General features: G+C 67.0%; 10 protein-coding genes and 1 other RNA gene. All 11 read right to left on the reverse strand.

The window, feature by feature from the left end:
* Positions 1-2: 2 nt before the first annotated feature.
* The 11 genes from murG to rsmI all read right to left on the reverse strand — a co-directional run bounded on the left by murG (position 3) and on the right by rsmI (position 12,284).
* Positions 3-1,121: an undecaprenyldiphospho-muramoylpentapeptide beta-N-acetylglucosaminyltransferase gene (gene murG / locus ACW5DN_RS09115; protein ID WP_456962373.1), complete on the reverse strand. Its 1,119-nt coding sequence runs from the start codon at positions 1,119-1,121 to the stop codon at positions 3-5.
* Complete coding sequence (ftsW, locus tag ACW5DN_RS09120) at positions 1,118-2,443, reverse strand: putative lipid II flippase FtsW (RefSeq protein ID WP_456962374.1); 1,326 nt, start codon at positions 2,441-2,443, stop codon at positions 1,118-1,120. The genes murG and ftsW overlap by 4 nt, the downstream gene beginning before the upstream one ends.
* Entirely contained in the window at positions 2,443-3,525 is a 1,083-nt protein-coding gene (mraY, locus tag ACW5DN_RS09125; RefSeq protein WP_456962375.1) for a phospho-N-acetylmuramoyl-pentapeptide-transferase, read from the reverse strand. The genes ftsW and mraY overlap by 1 nt, the downstream gene beginning before the upstream one ends.
* Positions 3,515-4,942: a UDP-N-acetylmuramoyl-tripeptide--D-alanyl-D-alanine ligase gene (locus ACW5DN_RS09130; protein WP_456962376.1), complete on the reverse strand. Its 1,428-nt coding sequence runs from the start codon at positions 4,940-4,942 to the stop codon at positions 3,515-3,517. The genes mraY and ACW5DN_RS09130 overlap by 11 nt, the downstream gene beginning before the upstream one ends.
* Positions 4,939-6,411 (reverse strand): UDP-N-acetylmuramoyl-L-alanyl-D-glutamate--2,6-diaminopimelate ligase, encoded by a 1,473-nt coding sequence (locus tag ACW5DN_RS09135; protein WP_456963014.1) that lies wholly within the window; start codon positions 6,409-6,411, stop codon positions 4,939-4,941. Before ACW5DN_RS09135 ends, ACW5DN_RS09130 begins: the two co-directional genes overlap by 4 nt.
* Before the next feature lie 23 nt (positions 6,412-6,434).
* Complete coding sequence (locus ACW5DN_RS09140; protein WP_456963015.1) at positions 6,435-8,261, reverse strand: peptidoglycan D,D-transpeptidase FtsI family protein; 1,827 nt, start codon at positions 8,259-8,261, stop codon at positions 6,435-6,437.
* Positions 8,262-8,395: 134 nt separating this feature from the next.
* Entirely contained in the window at positions 8,396-8,662 is a 267-nt protein-coding gene (gene ftsL, locus ACW5DN_RS09145) for a cell division protein FtsL (protein ID WP_456962377.1), read from the reverse strand.
* Positions 8,659-9,621 carry a 16S rRNA (cytosine(1402)-N(4))-methyltransferase RsmH gene (gene rsmH, locus ACW5DN_RS09150; protein WP_456962378.1) on the reverse strand — a complete coding sequence of 321 codons (963 nt, stop codon included), beginning with the start codon at positions 9,619-9,621 and terminating at the stop codon, positions 8,659-8,661. The genes ftsL and rsmH overlap by 4 nt, the downstream gene beginning before the upstream one ends.
* An 11-nt stretch (positions 9,622-9,632) precedes the next feature.
* Positions 9,633-10,079 (reverse strand): division/cell wall cluster transcriptional repressor MraZ, encoded by a 447-nt coding sequence (gene mraZ, locus ACW5DN_RS09155; RefSeq protein ID WP_456962379.1) that lies wholly within the window; start codon positions 10,077-10,079, stop codon positions 9,633-9,635.
* A 366-nt stretch (positions 10,080-10,445) separates the two neighbouring features.
* An RNA gene (gene rnpB, locus ACW5DN_RS09160) (RNase P RNA component class A) lies at positions 10,446-10,825 on the reverse strand.
* Between the two features lie 631 nt (positions 10,826-11,456).
* A complete protein-coding gene (gene rsmI, locus ACW5DN_RS09165) occupies positions 11,457-12,284 on the reverse strand; it encodes a 16S rRNA (cytidine(1402)-2'-O)-methyltransferase (protein WP_456963016.1) in 828 nt (275 codons plus the stop codon).
* Between the last annotated feature and the right edge of the window lie 86 nt (positions 12,285-12,370).

Raw genomic sequence — 12,370 nt, forward strand, 5'->3', positions numbered from 1 at the left:
GCTCATGCAGCGGGCTCCTGTTGGGAATGATTCGAGTCGGGATCCGATTGCCGCTGCACGATGTCCGCGACCCGCGCCGCGGCATCGGGCCGGGCCAGCGCGCGCGCGGCCTGGGCCAGGCGCAACAGGTCCTCGCGATTGGCAAGGTCCTGCAGGGTGGCCGCCAGGCGCGTGGCCAGGTCAGCCGGACCTTGCGGCAGCAGTTGCGCCGCGCCGCGGTCGACCAGGTACTGCGCGTTGCGGGTCTGGTGGTCGTCGACGGCTTGCGGGAACGGCACCAGCACGCTGCCCACGCCAACCGCGCACAGCTCGGCCAGGGTCAGCGCGCCGGCGCGGCATACCACCAGGTCGGCCCAGCCATAGGCATCGGCCATGTCGGCGATGAACGGCTCGACGCTGGCGGCGATCCCGGCATCGGCATACCGGCGCTCGGCATCGGTCTGTTGCTGCGCTCCGCACTGGTGGCGGACCTCGAATTGGATCCGCTCGCGAACCCAGCCCAGCGCCTGTGGCACCGCATTGTTGAGGGCACGCGCGCCCTGGCTGCCGCCCAGCACCAGCAGCCGCAATGGCCCCTGGCGACCGGCAAAGCGATGCTCGGGGCCGGCCACCGCGGCAATCTCGGCGCGCACCGGATTACCCACGACCACCTCGTTGGCGAACGTATCGGGAAAGCCGGTCATCACGCGCGCGGCCAGCCGGGCCAGTACCCGGTTGGTCATGCCCGGCGCGCGGTTCTGCTCGTGCACCAGCAACGGCACGCCGGCCAACTTGGCGGCCAGACCACCCGGACCGGCCGCGTAGCCACCAAAACTGATCACCACCCGCGGCTTGCGCGCACGCAGCACGGCGGCGGCCGCACGCACGGCGCCGGCCACCTTGTATGGGGCGCCGAGCAAGGTGCGCAGTCCCTTGCCGCGGACACCGCGCACCGCGATGGTGTCGATCTGGATACCGTGCTCCGGCACCAGGCGCGTCTCCATACCGCCCTCCGCGCCCAGCCAGGTCACCGGCACACCGCGATCAAGCAGCTCTCGGGCCACGGCCAGGCCCGGGAAGATGTGTCCCCCGGTGCCGCCGGCGAGGATCATCACCGGATGTGATTGCAGGGCCGCATTCATGCCAGGCCTCCGAAGGTCGGCTCGACGCGACCGCGTAGGCGGCTGGTGCCGCGAGCGGTGCTGGCCGTGACTTTCCCAACCGGTACCGATGCGGGCGCGCGGAGGCTGGCGGTCGACGGCTCGGAACCGTCCGCCGTCGCGGCGCTCGACTTCTCGCCGCGCAGGCGCGCGACCTGGCGCTCGGCGCGATCGAGCTCGTAGGACACCCGCAACAACAGACCCATGGCCGCGCAGGTCATCAACACGCTGGAGCCGCCCGACGAGACCAATGGTAACGTCAGCCCCTTGGTCGGCAACAGGCCCAGGTTGACGCCGATCGAGACAAAGCTTTGCAGGCCGATCCACAAGGCGATGCCGAAGGCGCAGTAGCCGGAGAAATGACGGCGCATTTCCACGCACTTCAAACCCAGCCACAGCGCCCGTCCGACCAGCAGCGCGTACAGGCCAATCACCGTGCAGACGCCGACGAAGCCGAGCTCTTCCCCGATCACCGCGAGGATGAAATCGGTGTGCGCTTCGGGCAGGTACGACAGCTTCTGCACCGAGCCGCCGAGACCGACGCCGAACCATTCACCGCGACCGACCGCCATCAAGGCGTTGGTCAGTTGGTAGCCGGAGTTGAACGGATCCGCCCACGGATCCAGGAACGAGGTCAGCCGGCGCACGCGGTAGGGTTCGGCGATCGCGACCGCCGCCAGCGCCGGCAGCAACACCAGCACCGGGCCGAACATCCGCGGCATGTTGACCCCGCCCAGCACCAGCATGCCGCCGGTGATCGCCAGGATCAGCGCGAGCGAGCCAAAGTCGGGCTGGAAGATCAACAGCACCACCATCAGCAACGCCACGCCAAGCGGCTTCAGCATCGCAGTCCAGGTGGCGGTTACTTCATCGCTGTAACGCTTGAGATAGCTGGCCAGCCAGATGATGTAGAGCAGCTTGACCGCCTCGACCGCCTGGAAGCTGGACACCCGCAGGTTGATCCATCGGCTGGCGCCGTTGACCTCGTCGCCGATACCGGGAATGAACACCGCGACCAGCAAGCCGAAGCAGGCCAGCAGCAGCCATTGATTGAGGTTCTCGACCGTCTTCAGCTCGGTGCGCATCAGCCACAGCCCCAGCCCCGCGCCGATCCCGAGGAAGGCAACGTGCCGGACCAGGTAGTGGAACGGGCCAACGCCGTAGTCGATCGCGATCGCGATGGAGCTGGAACCGACCATCACCACGCCCAGGCACGCAAGCGCGCACACCACCGCCAGCAGCCAACGGTCGTAGTGACCATTGATCGCGTCGAGGCGTGTTGCCTGGTGCGTGGTGTCGTTCATCAGCGCACCTTCAACGTCGCCAGGCCGACCAGCACCAGCACCACCGAGATGATCCAGAAGCGCACGATCACTCGCGGCTCCGGCCAGCCCTTGAGCTCGAAATGGTGGTGGATCGGCGCCATCTTGAACACGCGCTTGCCGGTGAGCTTGAACGAGGCGACCTGGATCATCACCGACAGCGTCTCGATCACGAACACGCCGCCCATGATCACCAGCACCAGCTCCTGGCGGACGATGATCGCGACCGTTCCCAGCACCGCACCCAGCGCCAGCGCGCCGACATCGCCCATGAACACCATCGCCGGGTAGGTGTTGAACCACAGGAAACCGAGCCCGGCCCCGGCAATTGCCGCGCAGATGATCACCAGCTCACCTGCCCCGGGCACCGGCGGGATCTGCAGGTACTCGGAGAACACCGCGTTGCCCGAGACGTACGCGAACACGCCCAGTGCACAGGCGACCAGCACGGTCGGCATGATCGCCAGACCGTCCAGCCCGTCGGTCAGGTTGACCGCATTGGAGAAGCCGACGATCCAGAAGTACGCAACCACGACCAGCCCGACCCCCATCGGGAAGGCCAGTTCCTTGAACATCGGGATGTAGAACGTGGTGGCCGCAGGCACGTCGGCGGTGAGGTAGAGGAACACGCCTGCCGCCAGTCCGAAGATCGATTGCAGCAGGTATTTCCAGCGCGATTTCATGCCGTTGGGATCGCGCTTGACGATCTTCATCCAGTCGTCGTACCAGCCGATCGCGCCGAACGCGACCATCACCGCCAGCACCACCCAGACATAGCGGTTGCGCAAGTCGCCCCACAGCAACACCGAGGCCAGCACGGTCAACAGGATCAGCCCGCCACCCATGGTCGGGGTGCCGGCCTTGGAGAAATGCGACTTGGGTCCGTCGGTGCGGATCGGCTGGCCACCCTTGTACATGGCCAGTTTGCGGATCACCGCGGGCCCCCACCACAACGACAGCGCCAACGCCGTGAGCGCGCTCAGGATGCCGCGGAACGTCAGGTAATTGAACAATCCGAACAGGCTGTCCAATTGTTCCAGCCAGCGTGCCAATTCAAGCAGCATCGATGTTGTCCTCCGGACCTTGTGGGCGTTGTCCAGACAGCAACGCGGTCACGATTTTGTCCATCGCGCTGCCGCGCGAACCTTTCACCAGCACGCGGATCGGCGTTGCGGCCGGTGTTGCCGCTCCGGCCACCGCGCCGGCCTGCGCCAACGCGCGCCGCAATGCCGTGGCCAGCGCGTCGTGATTCGGGTACTCGTCACCGCCGTCGCCAAATGCGCGCGCTGCCGCGGCACTCAGTTGGCCAAGCGCGAACACACGTGTGATGCCGGCCGCTCTTGCATGGCGTCCGGCCTGGGCGTGCATGGCTTCGGCGTCGACGCCCAACTCACGCATGTCGCCCAGCACCAGCCAACCCTCGCCCGGCGCTTCGGCCAGGGTGTCGATGGCGGCGGCCAATGAGCCGGGGTTGGCGTTGTAGCTGTCGTCAATCAACACCGCGTTGTTGTCCAGGCCGTGGGTGACCAGCCGCCCGGCAACCGGCTCCGCGGCGTCCAGGCCCTGCGCGACCATCTCCAGGGACACGCCCAGCCCGATCGCCAGCGACGCGGCGGCCAAGGCGTTGCGCACGTTGTGGCGTCCGTGCAGCGCCAGCGCGATCGCCACCTCGCCGTCGGGGGCGACCAGGGTGAAGTGCGAACCTGCCGCGTTCACCGCAATGTCGCGGGCGCTGATATCGGCGCTGGCATCAAGGCCGAAACGGATCAACCGGCGCCCGTGCGCGCGCTCGGCGAAATACGGTGCAAAAGCATCGTCGGCATTGATCACCGCCACCCCATCCAGTGGCAGCGCATCGTAGATCGCCGCCTTGGTGTCGGCCACGCCCAGCAGGCTGCCCATCCGCTCCAGATGGGCGGGGGCAACGTTGTTGACCAGGGCGACGTCGGGACGGGCGATCGCGGCCAGGTAGGCGATGTCGCCGGGCTTGCCGGCGCCCATTTCGTAGATCGCGAACTGCGCATCGTCCGGCGCGTCGATCACCGCCAGAGGCAGGCCGATTTCATTGTTGTGGTTGCCCGGGTTGGCATGGGTCGAACCGGCCCGCTTCAGGATCTCCAGCAACAAGGCCTTGACGCTGGTCTTGCCGTTGCTGCCGGTGATCGCCACCACCCGGGTACTGCGGGCACGTTGCAGGGCACCCGCCAGTTCACCCAGCGCGCGCTCGGTGTCGGCGACCAGCACCTGCGGGATGGCCACATCGACCGGACGCGATACCAGCGCCGCGGCGATGGCATTCGACGCCGCAGCGGCCAGATGATCGTGGCCGTCGAAGTGCTCGCCCTTGAGCGCGACAAACAGGTTGGCTCCCGTCGCCGGCAACGCCCTGGTGTCGGTGATGATCGCGTCGATCGCAAGGTCGTCGCCCTGCAACCGGCCCCCGCTCATGCGTGCGATATCGGACAGCTGGAGGCGCTTCATGGGCGATCCTCCAGTGCAGCCCGCGCCACCAGTGTGTCGTCGAAAGGGTGTCGCACGCCGGCGATTTCCTGGTACGGCTCGTGACCTTTTCCCGCCACCAGCACGATGTCGTCCGGCCCGGCCTCGCCCACCGCCCGCGCGATCGCCGCGGCGCGGTCGCGCTGCACGATGACGGAGCCGGGGTTGGCGAAACCGGCCATGATCTCGGCGACGATCGCATCGCCGTCCTCATCGCGCGGATTGTCGTCGGTGACGATCACCACGTCGGCGTGCGCCTGGGCAATGGCCGCCATCTGCGGCCGCTTGCCGCGGTCGCGTTCACCGCCGCAGCCAAACACGCAGACCAGGCGCGCAGCGGCGTGGGCCTGCAACGAGACCAGCGCCTGCTCCAGCGCGTCCGGCGTGTGGGCGTAGTCAATCACCACCAGGGGCTGACCGGCCGCGCCACCGAGCCGGTTCATCCGGCCGTGGATCGGCTGCAGCCGGGACAAGGTGCCGGCAATGGTGGCCGGCTGCTCGCCCAACGCGAGCAAGGCGCCGGCGACGGCAAGCAGGTTGTCGACGTTGAAGCGACCCAGCAGCGGTGAACGCACCGGGTGGCATTCATCGCCGGTCGGCGTGCGCATGGCCAGCTCGAATGCAATCCCGGCGTTGTCCAGTTGTAACGCCTGCGCCTGCACCATCGCGTCGGGATTGCCGCGTGAACTCAGTCCGATGCCCCGCAGCCCTTGCGCCAGGGCCTCATGCATCGCACGGCCGTGGGCGTCGTCCAGGTTGATCACCGCGGCGCGCAATCCCGGCCAGGCGAACAGCAGCGCCTTGGCGGCGCCATACGTCGCCATGTCGCCGTGATAGTCGAGGTGGTCGCGGCTGAGGTTGGTGAACACCGCTACGTCGAAATGCACCGCATCCACGCGGCCCTGGTCGAGCGCGTGCGAGCTGACCTCCATCGCCACCGCCTGCGCACCGGCGTCGTGAAGTTCGGCCAGCAGCGCATGCACCTGCAGCACCAGCGGCGTGGTGAAGCCGGTCGGGACGACCCGCCCGCCTATGCCAACCCCCAGAGTGCCGATGCTGGCGCCGCGCCGGCCGAGCAGCTCCCAGGCCTGGGCGAGCAGCTGCACGACGGAGGTCTTGCCGTTGGTGCCGGTGACGCCAACCATGTCCATGCCAGCGCTTGGATAGCCGTGGAAGCGGTCGGCCATCGCGCCCATCCGCGCGCGCAGGCCCGGCACCGCAATCGCGTCGGCGGGCGCCGGAATGGCTTCGGATGCCGGCGGCTCGAACAGGATCGCGCTGGCCTTGGCCGCCCGTGCCTGCTCGACAAACTTCAAGCCATGGGTGCCGAAGCCGCCGATCGCCACGAAAGCGTCACCGGGCCTGATCGCCCGGCTGTCCTGGACCAGGCCACTGATGATCCGGTCCGGTGCGATACCGGCGACGTCCGGCAACAGTTCGGCCAGCGGCATGCGGCGAGGCTTGTGCGCGACGGTCACCGTGCACCTCCCTGGCGTGATGACACTGCCGGCGACGTTGCCGACACATCCACCGGGTCGGGCAAGTCGGACTGCGAGGCGACGGTCACGGTGGGGTCGGGCAACACCGGCGCGTCCTCGGCCAGCTTGCCGCCATTGGCCTTCAGTCGCTTGGCGCGCGCCGCCGATTGCGCGGCCAGCCAGGTCTCGATGTCGTCCGGTGGCACGTCCATCAGCCGCAAGGCGCCTTCCATCACCCGCTTGAACACCGGTGCCGCAGTCGCGCCGCCGCCATAACCATGGCCGGCGCTGGCATCAGGCTCATCGATGATCACCACCATCGCGAAGCGCGGATTTTCCACCGGCACCACGCCGGCGAACAACGCCACGTACTCGTCCGAATACCCGCCGCTGGCGCTGAACTTGCGCGAGGTGCCGGTCTTGCCGGCCACGTGGTAGCCGAGGATTGCGGCGTTGGTCGCGGTGCCGCCGGTCTCGGTCACCGTCTGCATCGCCCCCAGCACCTGATGCGCGATCTCCGGCTTGACCGCCTGCTCCGATTCATTGCGCTGGCCCTTGACGAAAGTCGGTGCGATCACCCGGCCGCCGTTGGCCAGCGAGGCGTAGGCCACCGCAATCTGCAGCGGGGTCGCCGACAGTCCATAGCCGTAGGCCATGGTCGCCTTGGTGGTGCCGCTCCACTGCCGGGGCGCGGCCAGCAGGCCGGACGCCTCGCCGGGAAAGCCGCTGCCGGGCTTGGTGCCGTAACCAAAGTGGTGGATGACGTTGTAGAAGTAGTCGTCGGGCATCGCCAGCGCCAGCTTGGCCGCGCCCACATTGGAGCTTTTGGTCAGCACACCAGCGACCGTCAGCGCGCCGTAGTTGCGATAGTCGTTGATGGTGTAGCGGCCATTGCGCATGCAGCCCGGCGAGGTGTCGACGATGGTGGTCGGGGTGACCCTGCCGGTGGACAGCGCCGCCGCGATGGTGATCGGCTTCATCGTCGAGCCCGGCTCCACCACGTCGGTAACGGCGCGGTTGCGGCGCGCATCACCACGTCCGCCTTCCAGCTGATTGGGGTTGTAGCTGGGCAGGTTGGCCATTGCCAGCACCTCGCCGGTATCCACATCCAGGATCACCACCGAGCCGGCCGACGCCCGCGCCTGCTCGATCCCGCGGCGCAACTCACGGAACGCCAGGTACTGGATCCTGCGGTCGATCGTCAGGGTCAGGTCATGGCCGGGCTGTGCCGGTCGGATCAGGTCGACGTTCTCGATGATCCGGCCCTGGCCATCGCGGATCACCCGCTTGGAGCCCGGCGTGCCACTCAGCCAGTCGTCGAACGCCAGCTCCAGGCCTTCCTGCCCACGATCATCAATGTTGGTGAAGCCCAGCACATGTGCCATCGCCTCGCCCTGGGGGTAGAAGCGACGGAACTCGCGCTGCGAGAACACACCGGGGATCTCGTGGCCCAGGATCTGGCGCGCCCGGCTCGGGTTGATCCGGCGCTGCAGGTACATGAACTCCTTGTCCGCACGCTGGCTGAGCTTGCGTGCCAACTCGTCGGCCGGCACGCCCAGCACCTTGGCCAGCTCGGGAATCCGGTCGGGGTATTGCAACAGCTCCTGCGGGTTGGCCCATACCGATTCCACCGGCGTCGACACCGCCAGCGGTTCGCCATTGCGGTCGGTGATCATGCCGCGCGAAGTCGCAATGGGGATCTCGCGCAGCGCACGCGCGTCACCCTGGCGGACGTAAAAATCGTTGTTGAACACCTGGACATCAAGCGCGCGGCCGACCAGCGCGACCGAACACAAACCAAGCGTGCCGCCCACCAGCGCCATGCGCTTGCGGACGTTGTAGTGCGTTCGGCCACGCGTGGCGGCGCCATCACCGCGACCGAGGTAGGCCTGCAGCCAGGCCCAGCGCGAACGCTCACGCGACGACTGTGCACCCCGCGCGCGCCGGCCATTGGCCCTCATGGCCGGATCACCACGATTTCCGCGCCTTCGGGGAGCTTCATCCCCAGTCGGTCACGCGCAATCTGGTCGATGCGGTTGCTCTCGGCCCAGGTCGCCTGCTCCAGTTGCAGACGGCCAAAATCAATGTCGAGCTCGTCGCGCGCCTTCTCCAACTGGCTGAGCTGGACGAACAGCACCCGGTGGCGATGACGCGCATGCACCACCGCAAGGGCCGACACCAGGTTGGCGACCACCAGGACGATCAGCAGCAGGCGCAGCGTCATGCGGCCTCCTGCACGGGAAGTTTCTCGGCCACGCGCAACACCGCGGAGCGCGAGCGCGGATTCGCCGAAGTTTCGTCAACCTCGGCTTTCCGGGCGCCACCGATCGCCAGCAGGCCGGGGGTGAACTCGACCTCGGGCAAGCGCCGGTTACCCGGCGGTGCCTTGGCGTGGCGGTTGATGAACTGCTTGACGATCCGGTCTTCCAGCGAATGGAAGCTGATCACCACCAGCCGGCCGCCGGGCTTGAGCCGCGCCAGCGCTGCGTCCAGCCCGGCCTCCAGGTCGGCAAGCTCGCGGTTGATGAAAATGCGGATGGCCTGGAAGCTGCGGGTGGCAGGATGGATTTTGTCCTTGCCGCGCGGCATCACCGAGGCGATCAGCTCGGCCAGCTGGGCGGTGCGGAGGATCGGCTGTTCCTCACGCCGGGCGACGATGGCGCGCGCGATCTTGCGCGACTGGCGCTCCTCGCCATGGGTCCACAGCACGTCGGCGATCTCGCGCTCATCGGCCATGGCCAGCCATTGCGCCGCGCTCAGGCCCGTATCGGGATCCATGCGCATGTCCAGCGGGCCATCCTTGCTGAAACTGAAACCACGCTCGGCGACATCCAGTTGCGGCGATGAGACGCCCAGATCGAGGAGGATGCCGTCCAGCGCCCCATCGTCCAGAGCCGCGCCCGCACCGGTCGCGCCCCAGTGCGCCATGTCGGCGAAACTGCCACGGAAGATCGCCACCCGCGGGTCGTCGCCAAAATCGCGCTCGGCCACCGCGATCGCATCGGGGTCCTTATCCATCAGCAGCAGCCGTCCGGCTGGCCCCAGCCGCTCAAGCACACCGCGCGCGTGACCTCCACGGCCAAACGTGCCATCCAGGTAAGTGCCATTCCCACGCACCTGCAGGCCATCCAGCGCCTGCCGATACATCACGGGAAGGTGGCCGGAAGTCGCTGCGCGCTCCATGCCACCGCCCGTCATAGCTGCAGGTCGAGCAGCTCGTCACTCAGATCGTCATCAGAAATCGTCTGATGGATCTGTGCGTGATGCGCCTGCTCGCTCCACAACTCGAACTTCTCATCCATCCCCAACAAGATGGCCTTTCGCTCGATTCCCACCGCGGCGCGGTGGCTGGCCGGAATGGTGATGCGGCCATTGCCATCCAGCTCCACGAAGCTTGCCGCGCCGACCAGTTTCAGCTGCATGGAGCGATTGACCTTCTTCGCCCTGGGCAGCTTGTTGACCTCTTTGCTGATGCGCTCCCATATCGCTACCGGGTACAGATACAGGCAGCCGGACTCGAACGGGTTGTAGGTGACGACCAACCGGTTGCCACAATCACGCGCAACAAGATCCCGATGGGCGGTGGGAATCGCCAATCGGCCCTTGTCGTCAATAGTGATGGCGGTCTCGCCCTGGAACATTGCACACCTTCGCGTTGGCCCGCCTCTGCGGACGGTTCGCCTGTCGGACAACCGGGGCTGGAATCCGGTTGCAACCATCGAAAACCACAAAAAACCCGGTTTTCCCTCTGATGACCACCTTATGCACCACCCTTGGGGTTGTCAACAAAATTCCCGGCGTATTTCGCCTGTCGGATCAATGGCTTGCGCAACACTTCATAGTCTTGGTCAAGAGTTATCCACTAACCCTTGTTTCGTCTCATATTTTGAGACTGACGGGTTCAAGACAGATGTGAAATTCGGTTCAGGAAACCAACCGGCCGACCACCGCAGCGCGCGCCGGGCAGCGGGATGTGCGCCGCGGAAGCGGCGTGGCGTGGAAAAAAGTGGCGGAGCCGGCCGATAAGCCGGGTTCTGTCGTGGACAGTCATTCCTCTAGGCGCATCGTCACCGATACGCTCGAGCAACCTACCCGGACCCGACGCGGGCAGCGCCATTAGGTCCCTATTTGGTCTTGCTCCCGGTGGGGTTTGCCATGCCGGTCTGTTGCCAGACTCGCGGTGCGCTCTTACCGCACCGTTTCACCCTTGCCACGCATCGAGCATTCTCTCGAACACCGGACCGTTCGGCGGTCTACTCTCTGTTGCACTTTCCGTCGGCTCGCGCCGCCCAGGAGTTACCTGGCACCGTGCCCTGTGGAGCCCGGACTTTCCTCGGCACCGCCGCGGGTAAACCCGCTGCGATGACGCGACTGTCTGGCCGACTCCGCCACGCGCAGTTTAGCGGTTGCGCGACGGTTGCGGGGGGATTGCTTGATGCCCGGGCGGTGTCTGGTTCAGAGCCAAGAGCGGGCTTCGGGAGGTTCGGGCGTGCAGGAGGCGGCCGGCGGGGGGATTGCTCCAGCCCTTCATCAGGGCATCCTGCCCTGAGGCGGGCCGCAGGCCATCCATGGCCTGCTTTTCCGCAATCCCCCCACCGTCCACCTCCTGCCGGACCTCGCTGACTTCGTGAAAGGCACGCGGCAGAGCCGCGCAAGTCGCCTGCACTCACCTGTTCTGAGGCGGGAAAGGCGAAGATCACGCGTTGGGGCCTTTTGCCACATCGCCAATCCATGGTCTGGGAACTCCGCAGCACTATATATACAACAGCGAGAAGTCGCGTTGGCGCGAATCGCCAAGAGCAACCCGCTCTCACTGAAACAAGGCCACGACGCCCCAGCCCCCGTGCGGCGTCCTGTCCGGGCATTGCGGAGAGTGCGCCATGGATGGCACACGGCGGTGAGTGCGGCCATGGATGGCCGCCCGAACCGAGTAGCAATGCCCGGACAGGGCGCCGCCCCCACCGAAGCCCACACACTCCACCGCCGTTGCCGTTGCCGTTGCTGTTGCTGAGTCCGACTCAATCCGTCGCGCCATACAACGCCTTGCGCGACGCGCCGCTGAGGTCGGCGGCCAGCTTGGCTGCGGTCGACGGCGGCAGGTGTTCGGACAGTTTCAGGTACAGCCGCCGACCCTCGACCAGCTTCGCTTCGGCGGCATCGCCGATGCCTTCCACGACCAGCACGAACTCGCCCTTGCGCTGGTTGGCATCGGCTTGCACCGCCGCCAGCAACGCCGCCAGGTCGCCATCGAGAACCGTCTCGAACAACTTGGTCAACTCACGCGCCAACACCGCCGGGCGACCGGCACCGAACGCGGCAACGAAGTCGACCAGCGACTCCTCGATCCGGTGCGCGGACTCGTAGAAGATCAGCGTTCGTGTTTCGGCCGCCAACCGCGCCAACCGCTCGCGCCGCGCCCCCCCCTTGGCCGGCAGGAAACCCTCGAACGCGAACCGGTCGGAGGCAATCCCGGCCACGCTCAACGCCGCGATCGCCGCGCACGCACCGGGCAGCGGCGACACCCGCACCCCGGCCGCGCGCGCGGCGCGAACCAGGCGATAGCCCGGATCGCTGACCAGCGGCGTCCCGGCATCCGACACCAGCGCCAGCGATTCACCTGCCTGCAGGCGGGCGACCAGTTGATCCGCCTGCGCCTCCTCGTTGTGCTGGTGCAGCGCCAGCAATGGCCGCTCAAGCCCGAAGTGCGACAGCAACTGGCGGGTATGCCGGGTGTCCTCCGCGCAGATCGCATCGACCTGCCCCAGCACCTCCAGCGCGCGCGCGGAAATATCACCCAGGTTACCGATCGGGGTGGCGATGACGTGCAGGGTGCCGGGCTTGTGCATCATCACGATGGTAAGGATGCCGGCGTCTTTGCACCACTTCCCGGCATGGCCGGTAGAATCGTCAAGGTCCCCACTGGAACGCCGCA

The organism is Lysobacter sp. A289 (assembly GCF_054072675.1).

What these genes read in the sequence shown, in the direction of transcription:
- mraY (WP_456962375.1), bottom strand. Translation starts at nt 3,525, where the DNA reads ATGCTGCTTGAATTGGCACGCTGGCTGGAACAATTGGACAGCCTGTTC.
- mraZ (WP_456962379.1), bottom strand. Translation starts at nt 10,079, where the DNA reads ATGTTCCAGGGCGAGACCGCCATCACTATTGACGACAAGGGCCGATTG.
- rsmH (WP_456962378.1), bottom strand. Translation starts at nt 9,621, where the DNA reads ATGGAGCGCGCAGCGACTTCCGGCCACCTTCCCGTGATGTATCGGCAG.
- rsmI (WP_456963016.1), bottom strand. Translation starts at nt 12,284, where the DNA reads ATGCACAAGCCCGGCACCCTGCACGTCATCGCCACCCCGATCGGTAAC.
- ACW5DN_RS09135 (WP_456963014.1), bottom strand. Translation starts at nt 6,411, where the DNA reads ATGCCGCTGGCCGAACTGTTGCCGGACGTCGCCGGTATCGCACCGGAC.
- ACW5DN_RS09130 (WP_456962376.1), bottom strand. Translation starts at nt 4,942, where the DNA reads ATGAAGCGCCTCCAGCTGTCCGATATCGCACGCATGAGCGGGGGCCGG.
- ACW5DN_RS09140 (WP_456963015.1), bottom strand. Translation starts at nt 8,261, where the DNA reads ATGGCGCTGGTGGGCGGCACGCTTGGTTTGTGTTCGGTCGCGCTGGTC.
- ftsW (WP_456962374.1), bottom strand. Translation starts at nt 2,443, where the DNA reads ATGAACGACACCACGCACCAGGCAACACGCCTCGACGCGATCAATGGT.
- ftsL (WP_456962377.1), bottom strand. Translation starts at nt 8,662, where the DNA reads ATGACGCTGCGCCTGCTGCTGATCGTCCTGGTGGTCGCCAACCTGGTG.
- murG (WP_456962373.1), bottom strand. Translation starts at nt 1,121, where the DNA reads ATGAATGCGGCCCTGCAATCACATCCGGTGATGATCCTCGCCGGCGGC.